Origin of the sequence: Paenibacillus sp. FSL M7-0896 (assembly GCF_037975415.1) — a bacterium.
Taxonomy (GTDB): domain Bacteria; phylum Bacillota; class Bacilli; order Paenibacillales; family Paenibacillaceae; genus Paenibacillus_AQ; species Paenibacillus_AQ silagei.
In genome coordinates this window covers 245,172-262,186 of sequence record NZ_CP150250.1, presented here as the reverse complement: position 1 = coordinate 262,186, position 17,015 = coordinate 245,172, and the positions used below count along the sequence as shown (strand labels likewise).

Annotated in this window: 19 protein-coding genes; 4 read left to right on the top strand and 15 right to left on the bottom strand. The window is 45.9% G+C overall.

From position 1 onward, the window contains the following. Positions 1 to 14 precede the first annotated feature (14 nt). Both MKY12_RS01130 and MKY12_RS01125 read right to left on the bottom strand, forming a co-directional pair. Positions 15 to 212, bottom strand: coding sequence for a hypothetical protein (locus MKY12_RS01130; RefSeq protein WP_036722196.1), 198 nt, complete (start codon positions 210 to 212; stop codon positions 15 to 17). Positions 213 to 326: 114 nt separating this feature from the next. Next, a complete protein-coding gene (locus MKY12_RS01125; protein WP_339312566.1) occupies positions 327 to 1,985 on the bottom strand; it encodes a family 43 glycosylhydrolase in 1,659 nt (552 codons plus the stop codon). A gap of 148 nt (positions 1,986 to 2,133) precedes the next feature. Here MKY12_RS01125 and MKY12_RS01120 point away from each other — a divergent pair, with 148 nt between their 5' ends. After that, the gene (locus MKY12_RS01120) at positions 2,134 to 3,018 is read left to right on the top strand and encodes an AraC family transcriptional regulator (protein WP_339312564.1); all 885 of its coding nucleotides are present in this window, start codon (positions 2,134 to 2,136) and stop codon (positions 3,016 to 3,018) included. Positions 3,019 to 3,084: 66 nt separating this feature from the next. Here MKY12_RS01120 and MKY12_RS01115 read toward each other — a convergent pair whose 3' ends face one another. Continuing rightward, the gene (locus tag MKY12_RS01115; RefSeq protein WP_339312563.1) at positions 3,085 to 3,384 is read right to left on the bottom strand and encodes a hypothetical protein; all 300 of its coding nucleotides are present in this window, start codon (positions 3,382 to 3,384) and stop codon (positions 3,085 to 3,087) included. A 775-nt stretch (positions 3,385 to 4,159) separates the two neighbouring features. Between MKY12_RS01115 and MKY12_RS01110 the strand changes: the two genes are divergently transcribed. Then, positions 4,160 to 4,765 carry a hypothetical protein gene (locus MKY12_RS01110; protein WP_339312561.1) on the top strand — a complete coding sequence of 202 codons (606 nt, stop codon included), beginning with the start codon at positions 4,160 to 4,162 and terminating at the stop codon, positions 4,763 to 4,765. A gap of 96 nt (positions 4,766 to 4,861) precedes the next feature. Here the strand turns inward: MKY12_RS01110 and MKY12_RS01105 are convergent, their stop codons facing one another. The 6 genes from MKY12_RS01105 to MKY12_RS01080 form a co-directional block, all read right to left on the bottom strand. Then, the gene (locus tag MKY12_RS01105; RefSeq protein WP_339312559.1) at positions 4,862 to 5,680 is read right to left on the bottom strand and encodes a hypothetical protein; all 819 of its coding nucleotides are present in this window, start codon (positions 5,678 to 5,680) and stop codon (positions 4,862 to 4,864) included. Positions 5,681 to 6,186: 506 nt separating this feature from the next. Continuing rightward, positions 6,187 to 6,426, bottom strand: a complete 240-nt coding sequence (locus MKY12_RS01100) for a helix-turn-helix domain-containing protein (protein WP_339312558.1) — start codon at positions 6,424 to 6,426, stop codon at positions 6,187 to 6,189. A 3-nt stretch (positions 6,427 to 6,429) separates the two neighbouring features. Beyond that, positions 6,430 to 6,567, bottom strand: coding sequence for a YvrJ family protein (locus MKY12_RS01095; RefSeq protein ID WP_339314738.1), 138 nt, complete (start codon positions 6,565 to 6,567; stop codon positions 6,430 to 6,432). A gap of 19 nt (positions 6,568 to 6,586) precedes the next feature. Continuing rightward, positions 6,587 to 7,201 carry a sigma-70 family RNA polymerase sigma factor gene (locus tag MKY12_RS01090; protein WP_339312557.1) on the bottom strand — a complete coding sequence of 205 codons (615 nt, stop codon included), beginning with the start codon at positions 7,199 to 7,201 and terminating at the stop codon, positions 6,587 to 6,589. A 676-nt stretch (positions 7,202 to 7,877) separates the two neighbouring features. Further along, a complete protein-coding gene (locus tag MKY12_RS01085; RefSeq protein ID WP_036722186.1) occupies positions 7,878 to 8,576 on the bottom strand; it encodes an SDR family oxidoreductase in 699 nt (232 codons plus the stop codon). 139 nt (positions 8,577 to 8,715) lie between these two features. After that, complete coding sequence (locus MKY12_RS01080; RefSeq protein ID WP_339312556.1) at positions 8,716 to 9,717, bottom strand: NADP-dependent oxidoreductase; 1,002 nt, start codon at positions 9,715 to 9,717, stop codon at positions 8,716 to 8,718. Positions 9,718 to 9,946: 229 nt separating this feature from the next. Between MKY12_RS01080 and MKY12_RS01075 the strand changes: the two genes are divergently transcribed. After that, a complete protein-coding gene (locus MKY12_RS01075; RefSeq protein WP_036722318.1) occupies positions 9,947 to 10,495 on the top strand; it encodes a TetR/AcrR family transcriptional regulator in 549 nt (182 codons plus the stop codon). A gap of 93 nt (positions 10,496 to 10,588) precedes the next feature. Here the strand turns inward: MKY12_RS01075 and MKY12_RS01070 are convergent, their stop codons facing one another. From MKY12_RS01070 to MKY12_RS01045, 6 genes are all read right to left on the bottom strand, one after another. Continuing rightward, complete coding sequence (locus MKY12_RS01070) at positions 10,589 to 11,878, bottom strand: ABC transporter permease (RefSeq protein ID WP_339312554.1); 1,290 nt, start codon at positions 11,876 to 11,878, stop codon at positions 10,589 to 10,591. Further along, positions 11,871 to 12,773, bottom strand: a complete 903-nt coding sequence (locus MKY12_RS01065; protein WP_339312552.1) for an ATP-binding cassette domain-containing protein — start codon at positions 12,771 to 12,773, stop codon at positions 11,871 to 11,873. Before MKY12_RS01065 ends, MKY12_RS01070 begins: the two co-directional genes overlap by 8 nt. 2 nt (positions 12,774 to 12,775) lie before the next feature. Next, positions 12,776 to 13,705 (bottom strand): ABC transporter ATP-binding protein, encoded by a 930-nt coding sequence (locus MKY12_RS01060; protein WP_339312550.1) that lies wholly within the window; start codon positions 13,703 to 13,705, stop codon positions 12,776 to 12,778. Then, a complete protein-coding gene (locus MKY12_RS01055; protein WP_209877957.1) occupies positions 13,705 to 14,115 on the bottom strand; it encodes a GntR family transcriptional regulator in 411 nt (136 codons plus the stop codon). The genes MKY12_RS01060 and MKY12_RS01055 overlap by 1 nt, the downstream gene beginning before the upstream one ends. Positions 14,116 to 14,167: 52 nt before the next feature. After that, positions 14,168 to 14,896: a hypothetical protein gene (locus tag MKY12_RS01050; protein WP_339312549.1), complete on the bottom strand. Its 729-nt coding sequence runs from the start codon at positions 14,894 to 14,896 to the stop codon at positions 14,168 to 14,170. Positions 14,897 to 15,392: 496 nt separating this feature from the next. After that, complete coding sequence (locus MKY12_RS01045; RefSeq protein WP_339312547.1) at positions 15,393 to 16,352, bottom strand: tyrosine-type recombinase/integrase; 960 nt, start codon at positions 16,350 to 16,352, stop codon at positions 15,393 to 15,395. Between the two features lie 210 nt (positions 16,353 to 16,562). Here MKY12_RS01045 and MKY12_RS01040 point away from each other — a divergent pair, with 210 nt between their 5' ends. Beyond that, the gene (locus MKY12_RS01040; RefSeq protein ID WP_036722168.1) at positions 16,563 to 16,991 is read left to right on the top strand and encodes a chemotaxis protein CheW; all 429 of its coding nucleotides are present in this window, start codon (positions 16,563 to 16,565) and stop codon (positions 16,989 to 16,991) included. Positions 16,992 to 17,015 lie beyond the last annotated feature (24 nt).

Below are 17,015 nucleotides of genomic sequence, written 5' to 3'. Positions count from 1 at the left end.
TCAGTACATAGAACTCAGCCCTTGCCCTTACCACCCTTGCCGCCCTTGGCGAACCGCCAAAAAGCCATACAGCAGCCGAGCAGGCCGGCTCCCAGCAGAAGGGTCTGTAACGCCCCCAGCCAAGTCGATTGATCCGACGGGATCAGGCTGCTGATAATAATCAGCAGGATCGAGGCCGCGACCAGCACGGGGGTTTGTCTACTTTTCTTCACAACACTTCACCACTCCTAAAGACTAATACTACTAAGGTACACCATCTCCGGCGTTTTCACCAGTTCACCACGGCTCCGGGCACACCCGGGCGGAAGAACGTATGGCGTCCTTGGCTAGTAATTCTTCACTCCATAGTAGTCAAAATCAGCGAAGGAGTCATGCTGGTGGGCATCAACGGAACCGATGAAATTGAACAAGCCTGTAAATCCGCCAATCTCCCCTGGCTCCCCGTTCACGCCTTCATCCGACAGATAGAGTACATCAATGTTTTCTACAAAAGCTTGCCAATCCCCGTTATCCCCGAAACGGTAAAGGATACTCGCGATGCCTGAATGATAGATAATCTTGAGCTCCGCTGTGTCTTCAGGGACTGGAATATAATGGTGGACCAGCTCAATGCGTTGCCCCAGCTTGGCCTGAAGTACGTATAGAACGGTGCCCTCTGATTCGGAGTGGGTCAAGTGAACGTACAGCCAATTATTCGAATCATAGTATAGCCCCAGACCGGCCGTTTCCGAGTAGTGATCGGGATGAAATTCCACCTTGGTTTGAACTTCATAATGAAGGGAAGTTGCGCGTGTGGCCATAATCGCCGGATGGATCTGCGAGAACAAAGAATTCTCTCCATGAATGCGTAAGTAACCCGGACGTTCAACCGTATTCACCCATGCCGCTTGCTGGTCCCGGTACGGAGTCAGAAAATGAAGATCATATTTCTCCTGATTAAAATCATCAAATACGTCATGAGAGATTCCATCGGCCTCTAATTCAACACCTGTCATCCCCTCAACTTCCATTTTCGCCACATTCGATCCTTCCTTCATTTCCAGCCAGCCATCCTCTGTCCAATGCATTTTTTGAATAGAGGTTTCACGGCCTAATGGATTTAAGAGCGTTCCTTCCACAGGCCGTGACATGAGATGAGCAATATACCATTCGCCTGTTTGAGTTTGCACTAATGAGCCGTGACCTGCTTTTTGCATAATTGAACTTGGATTATACATCTCAAAATGCCCGGCATCCGGATTACCAAGTGAAAATAGATGGCGTGGCGAGGAGGTGATGATCGGCTCCCCCGACGGATGCGGTTCATAGGGACCAAAAATATTCTCCGAACGTCCCAGCTCAACACCATGAGCATAACCCGTTCCGCCCGCAGCTAATAAAAGATAGTATTTATCTTTATACTTATAAATTTGCGGTGCTTCAGCACAGCCGCGGCTGGTGAAGCCTTGCGTGACCCGGTGCCACTTCCCAACCATTTTCCCCTCATTCAAATCAAATTCAGCGATCACAATATGTCCAGGCGCCTGATACCCTTCACGGGTCTCCCATTCAAGAATGGACACATAGTGCTTGCCATCTTCATCGTGGAAGAGCGCCGGATCGAAACCTATGGATGTCAGATAGATAGGCTCCGACCAGGGTCCATGGATATCTTCTGCCCACATGGCAGAGGAATCCGAGTTGAATTCACGGCCTGCCATGTTCAACATATGCGAATAAGCTAACCAGTACCGTTTCGCCCTAGAATCATAGGATAGATGCGGCGCCCAGATCCCGGCCGGAGTATTGGTCCCCCTCAAATTCACTTCACCTTTATTTAATACGGAGGCAGTCAGCTCCCAATTCGCTAAATCGGTTGATTTGAAAATTTGAACGCCGGGATTCCAATGGAACGTGGATGTCGCAATATAATACACATCATCCACTCTAATAATAGAGGGATCTGGTGCCATTCCAGGGATTATAGGATTATTAATCTTCGTCATTTCTCTGCTTCCCTTCGCTGTTTAGCCATATTATTTACCCTTTTCCTGTTGTCTATGTATATTATAATAACTACTAACGTACTTATGCGATGGGATGATTACGGCTAGATTTACCCAAATCAAAGGCAGGTGCTGCAAATTGGAACATATGAATAGCTATCTCACAGGTGCACAGACGCTGCTGCTGCCGCGCATTGATTGGAATATACGCTTTTTTGGCGCACATACACAGACCGTTCCTGCCGATTGGAGCATGACTACAGAATCCCACCATGCCTTTGAGATTCTAATTGTGCTGGATGGGGCTCAAGAGACTAGGATAGATCATGAACCATTCATTGTGAACAGTGATGATATTCTGCTGATTCCGCCTGGGTTCGAGCATACGAATAAATGCATTTCCGCTACATCGATGACCTATTTCTGCGCTCATTTTGATATAGACGAGCCTTCCTTACGGATGAGAATTATGAAGAACTGTGACTGGGTCTATAAGCCCTCCCATTTGTATCATAGCCAGCTGAAAAAATGCCTTCAAAAATGGATCGATATTCTGCATGAGCCTGAGTTGTCGTTCACCAAAGCGAAGCTAAAAGCACAAATGGTCTTGTTCGAGTTATTGGAGGTGCTTGTAGATATCCAGCCGGTACAGACGGGGATACATGCTAACGAATCCATGACCACTGCAAAGTATGCCAAAGAAATTGCCGAAGCCATCAAGAGAGCTTTTAAGAAAAATTGCACCCAGGGAAATTCAGATTACACCATTCACATCCAGCCCATCATTGCTTCGCTTGGGATCAGCCCCAACTACGGATTAGAGGTATTTCAAAAAATATATAAAATGTCGCCCCGTACCTATCTATCCGACTTAAAGCTGCAGGAAGCCAAAATACTACTCCAGCAGCCCAGGATATCTTTAAATGAGATTTCAAGTCGTTTAGGTTACAAGAACCTCTCTCACTTCAGCAGACAATTTAAAAGATGGACAGGAGTTAACCCCTCTGACTTTCGTAAAAATAATTGTGTATAGCAAACACCCATCTGCCTTTATGGGGCGGATGGGTGTTTTGTTGTTATGCCAATAAGTTATCGTTATTTAATTCTCCTTCAGCTCTTTAATCTCAGCAATGAGATGATTCAGCTTGTAACCGTTGGTATCCCTGGAGAAAGCTTTCATCTCTTCGCTCTGTCCCTGGAATGCAGATAGAACATAGTCACCATCAACTACATAATATGTCCCATAACGGGTGAAAGAGTAGCTTCCTTTTTGCTCTTCCCCTACCCCTTTTTTGATTGCAGCGACGATCTTCATTCCCGGCTTAAGTTCTGGTTCAATCCCCTTGAACTCAGAGTCATACTCCCTTGGCGAACCGCCAGAAGGCCATGCAGCAGCCAAGCAGTCCAACGCCCAGCAGAAGAGTCTGTAAGGCCCCCAGCTAAGCGGATTTATCCGATGGAATCAGGCTGCTGATAATAATTAACAGAATCGAGACCGCGACCAGCACGGGGGTTCGTCTACTTTTCTTCACAACAAGTCACCACTCCTAACTACTAATAGTACTAAGGTACACTATCTGACGGAGTTTAACCATAATGATTCATTGTAAACCAGAGAAACAAACCATGTAGGGATTCAAACCTTCCGACTCGGTTGTGTAGTGCCCCTCCGGATCTCCCCTTCATTCGCACATGTGGAAAAGCACGTCCGCCTCTCCTGGTGAATGGGCTTCCTACTGCCGCTTGTATCTGCAAGATACATCTTTAATTTTCTTTCAGAGTCAGTTCCTAGACGAGCTATGGCCTGTTAGAATTCTCGGAAATAGATGAACCCCATAAGATTGCGAGAAACAAGCTTCCCATAGCCTTCCTGATTATAAAATGTAACAAGGTTGTGTAGCGCTTCAGTCTACACATCTGAAAGGAGCCCATCCGCCAACCCGGCGTATGGGCTTTTGCTATTCAATTTCCTTTCAGTGCTTTAATTTCAGAAATCAGATGATCCAGTTTATATCCGTTCGTATCTCATGAGAAGGTTGATTTTATGTTTTTTCTCTATATTAGTTGATTTTAAAGGGTTACGATTCACTTTATTAAACATAAGCAAGAGACGTATCCCAGAAACATTAAAATGGGTCACTCAAGCTTAAATAAAAAAAAGGATGTGTTTATTTATGGCATTTACATGTACAACAAATGGAGGCGGAGTCGAGCTTTCAGCTTCAACGTTCGAGAATATCTATGGGAAATATGCTGACTGGGCAAGTTATAAGACGGGTGTTCCTTACGTAATGATTTTAATTATGTGGTTCCACGAGAGTGGAAAAGGGAAAAAAAATATTAACACCCCTTATAATAACCCAGCAAATGCCTATGGGAGTGGTCCAAACCACCCCTATGCGAATATCTGTCTTGGGGTTACAGACTTCATTAACCTTATGACTGGAACAAACTTTAATGTAAATGCTATTGATGCAAATGGACGTTCTGCTTCAAAGTATATTAAAGATGCCATCGCAAATGGTTATACTATTCCAGCAAGTAACTTATACGGTGCAATTCCAGGCGCTGGCACCTATTATGCACCTGGTTTTGGAGCTGGATGTGCTGCTATGGGAGCAATGGGATGGGCTGAAAGTTATTACTACAATTCGGGCTCTGCTGTTGGTTCAATTCCTAATGCGGCTGGGAATATTCTACAACGTTGGTGGGAGCTATTTTACCCTAGCATTTCCAAAACAAAAATAGGGACAACCCTGGCACCTAGTTGCTGCAGCTAGAATTTAAACAACAAAGAGGTATTGTGTTATATTTTAAACACAATACCTCTTTGTTTATTCATGTCTACCTTCATATAGAAATATCATAGATAGAGTTTATTTAGCATGAAGTTTATAAGAATATTTTTTCTCATTATAATTAAACTGGATTGAGTCGATTGATGGTTTATTAAGCGAATAATTTTGGACTTTTTCCTTTTTGTCGGTTGAAATATTATAAACATAAACTTCGTAGCTATCACTACCATCTGCATTTCCTGGAATTACAGAAACAGATACATATAGTCTTTCTTTTTCATCAACTGCATAACTATAAGATTTGCCTCCCGTTGAATGAAACTCTAGGATTTCTTTATTTGAGGTAGGATTGTCTATTCTCATCACCCATGCCTGTTGTCTTAATGGCTGAGCACCATCAGAAAATACAGATGAAGTATGATAAATAATGTAATCTCCTAATCCAAAAACTTCATCCACTACTAAATTAGCTTTCCCGTCATGCAAAGGTAAAGTAAATAACTTTTTGGCCTTATCTATACGCAGTGCTTTTTTATCAGGAGAACTTAAGTAGAAGGAGAATGGGGCAGTAGGAAAATAATATGGATTCGTCTCAGTTCCAGGAGCAATATCCATTTTAGGTGATGGTGACCAAACAATACCCTCAGAGGTTTTTATGGCGAAATTATACTTTTCTGTTTTTTTATTATTTAAAGGAATTGTGTAACTAACTCCATCAATTTGTATGATCTTATTATTTTCGGTTGAGTTCGAATCAATTTTTCCGTTTTGTTGAGAAGGGTTTCCTGAAATATTAGTATTATTTTTAGAATGTATTGAATCCTTGCTGTTACAGGCTGAAATAAGTAATGTGCATGCAAGTAAACTTGTCACGACATGCAGTTTATTTTTTATCATCTTATAAACTCCTCTGAAACTATATTTTATAGATAACAATATTATACAACATCAATTATGAAATTTAGTGTAAATAATGTAATATTTTATAGTTTTTTAGGTTGTAGTCAACTTATGCCCTATCCGCACCTTAAAACCTATGTGAAGTATAGCTCATTAAACAAAAATATACCCTTCCAATTCCCAGTGGGTTAGCGGAAGGGTTTTTGAATTAGTTGTAACTTTATTGCATTTCCACAAATCTCCTCGTATCCGAGTTCCACATATAGAACTCTTAACCTCATCTTATTTCAACACTGAGAATTAACAATTCTACACTCTCCTTCCTTCGAATTAAAACATTCACTCTGTATCTCTTTCAACTTTATGGCGTAAAGTCTCCCGATCATAGTGAAAAATTCCTGATCTTTATTAGAAGCAGAGAGCAACACCGTACTTAATCTGCATAATTCTTTCTGTATATCAAGTTGTCTTTCCATATTACTCTTGGACATAATTATTTCCCCCTATTTGTTTTTCTGCAAAACTTTAAAATTCAAGAAATCAGGTGAGTAATCAGTATCAAAGCTAAGTGTTTTATCGATTAATATTTCTTTTAAATTCTGTAATAAATCTTCTTGTTCATTTAGATCAACCATCTTTATTTGTTTATTAAGTACTGGAGAAAATATCTCCAGGATTGTTTCTAATGATACTTTATCTCCTTTTTGAGCCATTAATACTAATGTATATAGATCTTCTTCCATAAGTTATTTCTCCTTTGAGTTCTTAATCGATGTTAATAATTTTTCTATAACATTAGTTAACGCATCAATCTTTTTCTCAAATCGAAGAATTAAATAACCAATCATTACAATTGGGAAACCTACATTATTAATGGCAGTCATAAAGATTGTGAAAGTTTCGTTATCCACTTATTTCACCCACCATATTAGTGCAAAATGTTTTCAATTTAATCAATGCTCTTTTTCTGTTGTTAAATACAGCTTGCGGACTAATCTTAAGAAATCTTGCAATTTCAGTATCTTGGTATGACATAACGTAAGATAACATAATTACTTGTTTTTGCTTTGCGCTTAGTTCTGTCCAAGCATAATAAAGTAGTTCATCTTCAATATTCTCAGTAAAATACTTTTCCTCGGTAAAATAGTGATCTAAACATGGAGAATAAATATAAAGTAGTTCATCTTGGCTATTGTTTTCAAGATCAATATTGTCCATTAGAAGAGGATTCCTTTCTTTAATTTTTTTCATTTTACGTATAAAGCCAATCGCAGCATAACGAATGGTCGAAGAAATATAATTAATAAAACGCATTCTGAAATAATGTTTCTTAAATGCTGAATTAAGTAGTTGCAAACTAGTTTGATTCCCCTTTAACGCTTGGACTAAGTATTTAAGGTGTTGTTGTTCTTCAAAGAATGACGTAAAAACTGGATTCTGAAAAGTTTGATTTGTGTCACTATGAAAGAATTGTTCTACTATTAGCGTCTCTTTTTCATTCAATGAATGTAAATTCATTTTGTTAGCCTCCTCAGCATAAAGATTGTTTTAATTATTAAAGTGAAACTACCACTTCCAAAATCAACCTTTATACGAACCTATGTTCTATTATATCTAAAAACACCATATATTTCTATGTGATGATAAACTTCAAATAAAGTATTTTGGGTACTTACCTCCTTCGTATTCCGAATAAATATTTACATAGGATTAATGGAACACTAAAAAGGAGCGATTCTCCGTTATTGGAAAATCGCCCCTTTTCGTTTTTGACCGTTCGCTACTTACTTAAGCAGGTTGTGGGCAAGTGAAAGCCAAGCGAACTCTAACGTCACTTTTTCAATGCCGCGAAGCAGAATGCGCCGGAAGCCCCTGTTATTAACATTCCTATCCTTAATCAATCGCTTGGAAAAAATATCAAGTGAATCAACCTTGAAGTGTCTCTTTACGATGCTGAGGATGTCATACATGATTTTTGCGACGATAATACATCAGATAATTTTTAATACTTCTCTAGCAAACTACTTATTTAGAACAAAAATCCCGATGGTTGACCAGATTGGTCATCATCGGGATTCCTGTATACTTTTCCTTTAGCCAAGGCCTTCTCCGCCTTGAATCCCTCCAAGAGGTGTTCCAGGTGAAATATGGAAGCCCGTTCTTTCTGCGCCGCTGCTACTGCGTAATATTGGGATTAGGACAGATTCGGGTAGAGGGCGGACACGCCGCCTGCAAGTCCGGCTTGGATCATACGGCTGGTATCGTCGGCAAGAATTTCGAAGCTGCCGGCTGCTATGCCGTCAATAGCTATTTTCGCAATATCTGAAGGGTTTGATTTGGGAGCATCCAGGCCGGCCGTCATGTCTGTCTCCATATAACCCACATGTAAGCCTGCTACTCTAATATGACGGGGATACAGATTCAAACGAAGATCGTTCGTCAGCGCCCATGCTGCAGCCTTTGCCGCCGTGTAGGCACCCGCAGCTCCGCCACTAAACCAGGATAATGCGGAAAGAATATTCAGAACCGATCCTCCCCCGTTATTCTCGATGACCGGTGCAAAAGCGCGAACCATGGATAACGTACCGAAGAAATGCGTATTCAATTCCAGCTGGATCTGCTCCACATCCCCTTCCAGCAAAGAAGCGCCTGTAGATGATCCTGCATTGTTGATCAGAATCGTAACATCCTTAGCCTGGCTGGCTGCTGCCGCTACCTCTTGAGGGTTGGTAACATCAAGCTTTACAGGTGTAACTCCTGGAATATCCAGAGTTTCCGGATTTCTTGCTCCCGCGTAGACCTTAGCCCCTCTAGCTAGAAGTTCAAGCGTAAGCTGGCGGCCAAGCCCCCGGTTTGCTCCAGTAACCAATGCCACTTGTTCAGAAATGTTCATTGTATTCGCTCCCTATATGAGAATGATCGTTCTAGAAAATGCACAGGAGAAGATATAATAACCTAATCTCATCATGCAGTGATGTCCTATAAATTCAATATAACATATTGAGAACGATCGGTAAATAATTATATAATATTTAAAATCGGATAACCACTTTCCCTTGGGGGTGACCTGTAGCAACCAGATTTAGAGCTTCATTAATATCTTCAATGTGGAACTCCCGGGCGTCTACCGCGGGTATAATTTGGTTCTCTTCAATGATTTTTGTGATTTGCCGTAATTGTTCTCCATCGCTGCGTACAAACACAAAATGATATTCAATCTTCTTCTTCTTGGCTTTGTGATCATACTTAGCACCAGCAATACTGAATAGTTTTTGCTTCCAACCTACCAAGCCCATAGTTTTGGCGAATCGTTTGTTTGGTCCGGTCCGTAGAGAAAGAAGATGGCCGCCTGGTCTAATAATGGAGAGTTCGCGCTCAAATTCACCGGGGCCCAAGGTATCAATCACATAGTCAAGATCACGAAGTCGTTCCCAGTAGTTCTCCGCCTTGTAATCAATGTATTGATCTGCTCCCGCGGCCATTGTACGTTCGCGCGCCTGTGGACTTCCACTGACGATGACCTTCAGCCCCATGCTTTTAGCGATAGGAATCGCCATTTGGCCAAATGAACCAGAGCCCCCTGGAATGAACACTCTTTCGCCAGCTTTGGCAGCTAACTCTTCATGCAGGCTTTGATAGGCTGTCAATCCTGTTAAAGGCGCAGCCGCACCGGTTACAAAATCCAGATTACCCGGCAAGTGAGCCATAGCCTCTACATGAACCGCCGCATATTCGGCAAATGCTCCAATTTTTCGCAGCGGCAGGCGGGAGTAAATGGCATCACCTACTTTGAAGCCAGCGACTTTCTTACCCATCTTCTCAACAACACCTGTGAGTTCGTTACCAAGGGTCAAGGGGAACTCATAGTCCTGGATTAACTTCACGCTTCCGGTAGCGATGAGCAGCTCCAAGTGGTTAACCGCCGCCGCCTTTACTTTAACCAAAACTTCGTAATCACTTATTTCCGGGACTGGAATATCGCGCACTTCAACTTGAAACGGTTTGGAATATTTGGTGATCTGTGCCGCCTTCATAATTAATACCCTCCTATCCGCAAGATCCTAAGTAACATTTACGATGATTTGTAACTTGCACACCAAGCATAAGACTAGAAGTTACAAAAGTCAACATTTGTTACTTTGTTTTTTCATGCTAAACTATAAGTGGATATTATTAATTAACGAAAGAAGGGTTGGCAGCATGGTGTTACACTGGGGGGTTAATCGTAAGTGCCTGCACTCCCCCATTCACCTGCCACAACAAATGGCTAAAATCACACAGGAGCTTATTATTGAAACTGCCGAGACATTAATTGAGCGTACGGAAAAATCTGAGGTGACGCTCTCTCAAATAGCGGATGAATTGAACATCACCCATGCTGCACTCTATAAACATTTCAAAAACAAACAAGAACTGTGGGCGGCAGTAGCTAAAGGCTGGTTCAACCGGATGATTTCAGAACAAATCCGTATAAACATGACTAATTCAGCCTCCCCGCAGGAAGTGCTCCACGATTGGCTATGGGCATTTGTTAATGCCAAAAAACGCGCTTATAATGAGAATCCCCAAATGTTCGCCTTGAATACACAATATGTGGACAGTAATCCATTGGTATTACGTGATGTGCTTTGGGATTCTTATCAAATAATTGATGGTTTCATGGAATATCATGATCCTCAATTTGAACGGGCAGAGGCCATTCTATCTGCGTTTGCAGTGTTTAGTCTCCCCTCTTTTAAAGGATCCTGGAATTCACCAGACTACCAAGAACGGTTTGAACGCCTCTGGAGTTTAATCAAACAAGGGGTTTGAATCCTGGAGGGGATGGCTGAATATACAACAGGGAGCAGTTACCTGAGGTAACTGCTCCCTGCGAGAAATCCATCACACTACTTCCGTCAAATCCTAAATTTTATAAGCCTTCATCGCTTTTCTGATCTCCTTGATGCTAGGGCGCTTGCCGTACATCAGGACGCCGGTGCGGTAGATCTTGGCGGCGAGCCAGCCGAAGAGGAAGGTTGTAGCCAGCAGGATCGCCAGCGAGACCATGATCTCCCAGAAGGCGACCTCCCCGACCCCGATCCGCAGCAGCAGGCTGAGCGAAGAGGTGAATGGTACGAAGCTCGCTACCTTCACCAGCAGCGTATCCGGGTTCGAGATGCTGAACAGCGGCAGATAGAAGCTGACGAAGCCCAGCATCATGACCGGCATCACGGCCTGCCCCAGATCCTCTGTCCGGCTGACAATGGAGCCGACAGCGGCATACATCAGGGCGTACAGGAAGTAGCCCAGGATATACAGGATGAAGCCATAGACGATCATGCTGACATTCAACTGTCCCAGATTCAGATCGAAATCGCTCAGGATCGTGGAATTATGCGGCAGCATCAGGTTGACGGCGATGGCAGCCGAGATAATGGCGATCTGCATCAGACCGACGAGGAAGATTCCGATGACCTTGCCGAACATCTGGGTTAGTGGCGAGGCGCTGGTGATGAGAATCTCCATAATGCGCGAGCTTTTCTCCGACGTAATCTCGGCCGAGATCATGTTGCCGGTCATCATCACCGACATGAAGAACAGAATCAGTAAGATATAGACAATCACATAGTTGATAATGGGTTTGGACTGATCCTGATCTGCGCTACCTGCAGCCCCGTCAGTACTTAGCTGTGCGGTATCAATCGACACCGGAGCGAAGATCGCCGCCACCTGGCTCTCGGTCAGCTTGTCGCCGACAATCAGGCCCGTATTCACCTGCTGCAGAGCGGCTTGCAGATTCGTTCTAAGCTTGCTGCTGATGTCTCCGTCTTTGCTGTGATACGTTACCGGAGGCACCCCTACACTGCCCTTGTCGGCAAAGGTAAGATACCCCTCAATCTTCTCATCCTCCAGCCCCTTCTTAAGGGTTGCATCATCTGCGGAAGGATAAGCGGTAAATACGACTTTATCTTCGGCTTCAGCCGGCGGAGTATAAGCGAGCAGCAGCTCGGCAGGCCGGAAGCCCTGCTGGGCAACGACTCCGATCTGTGTCGCGTCCTTGGCCCCGTCTTCTCCGTTGAACACTTTGATCAGATAAGGGATATTCATCCCGATACTAAGCAGAAGCACCAGAATTAAGGTGGTAATCATGAAGGATTTCGTTCTTACCTTATTCTTGAATGTGAAGCCGATAATGGTTGCCATTTTATTCATTGGATTCACCCACCGCTCTGATAAAGATTTGGTTTAGCGTCGGTTCCTTAATCTCGAAATGCTCGACCTCGCCCTGAGCCACAGCCAGTTGAAGAATGCGCTGTGCGGCTCCCAGGTCACTGATGGTTAAAACATACCCGCGCTCCTGCCGCTGCACTCCGGTAACTCCGGCAAGCTCGGCAAGTCCGTTCACTTCCCCGGCGGTGCGCAGTACAACTTCTTCCCGCGGATACCCCTTCTTGATCTCACGGATATCTCCCTGAACTACGGTGTTCGAGCGGTCAAGAATCGTGATATTCCGGCATAATTCTTCAACATGCTCCATGCGGTGCGTGGAGAACAGAATGCTCGTTCCCAGATCCCGCATCTCTCTGACGGTATCCTTCAGCAGCTCCACATTGACCGGATCGAGACCGCTGAAGGCTTCATCCAGGATCAGAATCTTCGGCTTATGGACCACAGCGGCGACGAAGCCCATCTTTTGCTGATTACCCTTGGACAGCTCTTCAATCTTCTTATTGTAATATTCCGGTACATCGAAGCGCTCCAGCCAGTACTTCAGGCTCTTATCCGCTTCACTCGCGGACATCCCGCGCAGCCGCGCCAGATAGATAATCTGATCGCTGACCTTGACCTTCGGATACAGTCCCCGTTCTTCCGGCAGATAGCCCATCAGATGCTGAAGCTCCTTACTGTACGGCTTGCCGTTATACAGGATGCTCCCTTCGTCGGGATAGATCAGGCCGAGCACCATGCGCATGGTCGTTGTTTTGCCGGCGCCGTTGGCACCCAGCAGACCGTAAATCTCGCCTTGCTCCACCTTTAGACTGATTCCGTTGACGGCCGTCTTCTCACCGTACTGCTTCACTACCTGCTTCAACTGCAATGCTTCCATTCTTATTCCCCTCTCTTCTGGTCGATCAGAACCGGACGATGTCCCCGGGTCCATAAGCTTAGGATTTCATCCAGCTCCAGGCTGCGGCTCTTGAGTACCTTTACGCCCAAATCGTGAATGCGTTTCTCATACAGATAAATTTGCTGGGTTAAAAATGAAGCCACACCCGGCGTTTCCAGCTTCAGCTCCAGCGCCTGCGGCAGCTCGGCTGCCAGTTCCTGCAGCGCCTGCTCTCCCTCAACTTGAACCCATATTTCACTCCATGAACCAAACAGACTGTCCTTCTCAGTCATTCCCAGCAGCTGCCCCTGGTGCATCAGCACGATATAATCCGCCAGCCGCCGGACTTCTTCAACAATATGGGTCGAGATGACAATCGTGGCCTCGTGTTCATCCATGTATCTCTGCAGCGTCTCAATCATGATCTTCCAGGCAAAAGGGTCCAGGCCCGAAGACGGCTCATCCAGCAGCAGCAGCCGGGGCTTCACCGCGAGGGCGGCGGCAAGCTCGAACTTGCGGCGCTCGCCCTTGGACATCTTGCCCAGTCTGGCATTCTCTGGCACTTCAAACTTGCGGACCAGCTCCTCGAAGTAGCTCTGGTCCCAGGAAGGATACCAATGGCTGCGGAAGGCGGCCGCCTCACCGGGTGTCCAGAAGTTCTCCTCAGGCTGGGGCATCTCCGGCACGTAAGCGATGCTCTGGCGGAGCTCCATCGGCAGCACACCGCGGTAAGTCTCTTCATACCAGCGGATCTCCCCTTCATCCGGCAAAATCAGCTGCAGGAGCATATTCAGCAGCGTGCTTTTGCCCGCGCCGTTCTGACCCACCAACGCTGTAATATATCCTTGCGGCAGCCGGAGATTCATCGGCCCGATGGTCTTGTTGCGCCGCTTCTTCCATACATCCCGCAGTTCTATGGCTTGCTGTCCCATCAGCTTCCCCCTCTTTCTGCCTGCTTCCCGTATTTGTTCTTCACAATCTCTGTGAACAGCCTGGTTAGTTCCTCTTCGCTGCAATGGACGGACAGTCCCGCCTCCACGGCGCTCTCCAGCGCCTTGCGGACGGTCTCCTGCTTATAGTCCTCCATGGCTCCGGTCCCGATATGGGATACGAAGGTGCCCGTCCCCTGCCGGGTCCGCAGCAAGCCCTCGTTCTCCAGATCCTGATAGACGCGGCGGACCGTTATGACACTGCACTTCAGGTCACCTGCGAATTCGCGGATGGAAGGAAGCAGTGTCCCTTCTGTAATCGCACCTGAGATAATCAGCGATCTGAGCTGCGTCTCGATCTGATGGTACAGCGGCTCTGCGCTATTCTCATTAATTTGTATAGGTATCCACATCATTTACACCTGCCTTCCAGGCCCGGCCCCCGGATGAACGCCTTGCCCCGTCTCATACGAGATCACGGCTCTTCAGCCGGTGAATCGTCCATCTGGAGAATAGCTGAATCGATAGCATGCCAAGTGCCAGCGCCCCCCACATCAAGGGAGACAATAGGCCCCACTCCTTGGATACAGCGACCGTGGCGAGCAGTATATTGCCTCCCGCCAGGTAGACTAGTCCTGACACGCCCAGCGCCAGCAGCATAACGGCTGAGATGATCCAGAAGTACATGACGCCGCTGACCGAGAACTCGATGATAATATACATGCCTGCGACAATCAGGCTGTAACCGATCCAGGTAAAAGCAAAAGCCAGATACGAAGCAGGCGGCAGTTCAGCGCGTATTCCGGGGCTGAGCAGATAGATCAGGCTGAAGAACAGCGTGCTGTTCATAGCAACGGCGAGCAGGGTGTCCAGCTTTCTTTTACAGAGAATAGCTGCTACCGGTACCGGCAACGCCCGCATATACGCCAGCATCCGGGTATAGGAATCCTCCGAGATATACTTCATTGTCCGCCGGGAGAAGGTGATCGTGAGCATGAGCATCATCGTAACCATCAGAACATCGCTGAGCAACTGCTTGTCATGTCCTGTTAGCGTATCGTCGATGACCATTCCTGACAGTGCGGCAAAATATCCCATGAACAGGAGAGAGAACAGCAGTGCCCACAGCAGCTTCCAGCGGTCACCGTGGAATTCGCTGCGTACGATGACCCACGCTTGCTTTAATGTTGTCATAACTTCTAACCTCGCTTTATTCGTCTTGAACGGCAGGAGCTGGCAGATCAGCTAGCCTCAGTGTGTATCTGTGTGTGCTTACTGTATATATCTATATACACAGTATATGACCTGTGTTTTCCACTGTCAACAGAAAAACTCTACTATTCTTAGTATTTCGATTCCACGCACGAAAAAAACCCCGCACATAGGCGGAGTCTGGACTTTATTATTGGAGCATACGCGGGATTTGCGGCACAAGGGCCGGATTTCGATGCAACAAACCACATGAAGCTAAGTCTGTATGTATACTTTAACGTTTTTTGTCGTACAATATCACTTATGCGACTTTTTTTGAGTAAAATACGATAAACCATGCATACTTGCGCATAATCAAGCAGCCATGCGTTTATTATAGGTCATTTCCTAACTTCTGTATAGAAACTTCGCTGGATCCGCCCCTCTGTTTCCACAATTATGTTCCATTCGTGCTTCTGCAATTTTTGTCGAATCTAATCTATTGAATGAACGTACGCAGGCTGTCCTCGACAAAATCCGGGGCAGCCTTTTGAATCTGCTGAACGGTGTGGAGATAGCGCTGAGTGGTGTTGATGTGGGAATGCCCCAGCGATTCCTGAACCTGCTGAAGCGACGCTCCCTGGAGCAAGGCCAGCGTGGCATTCGTGTGGCGCAGCCAGTGCGGGGTCAGCTTTTTCTCAATTGAGCTGGCTTCTCCGGCATTCTTGATAATCCGTTCCACCTGCCGTGAAGATAACGGAAACATCCGCTGCTCCGGGGTGACCTTCTCCTTCCCTGGCAAAGTATCAGACAACTTGGAATACAGCTGCCACAGGGTTGGCGGAACCTTAATTTCTCTAGGCTTCCCCCCCTTGCCGTTCTCCACGGTCAGCCAGACCGAGGTCTCCAGCAGATCATTATGAAAGTCCCCCCACTTCATCGCCGTCAGCTCTGACACCCGCAGACCGAGCACTACCAGCGTCAGCCCGATCAGATAATTGCGCAGTCCTTGCTTCTCCAGTACATTCAGTAATTCCCCCACCTCCCGTTTGGTCAGGAAGTTTTTGCGGCTGGTAACAGTTATTTTGGGGATGCGTACCGAAGAGGTCGGATTCACTGCAAAAATCCCGATATGCTGGTCACTCCCCCATTTATAAAAAGACTTCAACGGCGCAAGGAATGCCGCTATGCTTGCCGGTGCCAGCTGCCTCTGATAACTGTAGCCCCCCTGCGTCAGGAAAATCTTATACGCCTCCATCTCCCTCCAGGTCACTGCCCTTAAGGAGGTGCCTGCAATAAATCTGCGGAAATCGGCAATCGCCCGCTTATAATTCCGACCTGTATTAACATTCGTACAGCAGGTAGCCATAAACATCTGAACAATCTGATCATCGCTTAGGTAGCCCTCTTCCGGGTACACCAAGCTGAGCGCCGTACGGCTAAATTCGGTCTGGCTCATTCTTTTTTCATCACTCCTCAGGAATAGACATGTCGCATAAGTGATATTGTACGACATTTTTGTGGTATTTTGTCCCATTATCACACAGGAATGGCCAAAGACCGGAATACACAAGATCAGCAGAAGGTAACGCGAAGAACTCAGGAGGGGGACGGAGACAGAATAGCGGCTGCGGGCCAGCTAAGTAATATGAGAAGCCGGAGGGTAACTATGGAGACCGTTTTGCAGAAACAATATGTTGAATTCGGGGTAGATCACGAGCATTATGCGATCCCGATCTCAGATGTTCATGAAATTATAAGAATGCAGGAAATAACGGAAATCCCCAGCAGCCGTCACTACGTTAAGGGCATTATCAACCTCAGGGGTAAAATTGTGCCGGTGCTCAGCCTTAGAGTGTTGCTTCAGATGGAAGAAGTGGAGCCGACCAAACACACACGCATTCTGGTGGTCCATCACCAGGAGGAATCCCTGGGCGTTATTGTCGACAACGTGAATAAAGTGACGACCTTCAGCGATATTCAGCCTGCACAGGGCAGCATCTCTGGAGTCAGCGGCTCCTTCTTCAACGGAGTAGGCTTCTCTTCTTCCGAGCTGGTCGGCATTCTGCGGCTGGATGAGATCCTGCTGCGAGACTAAACAAAGGCTAAACGGAGAGAAGGC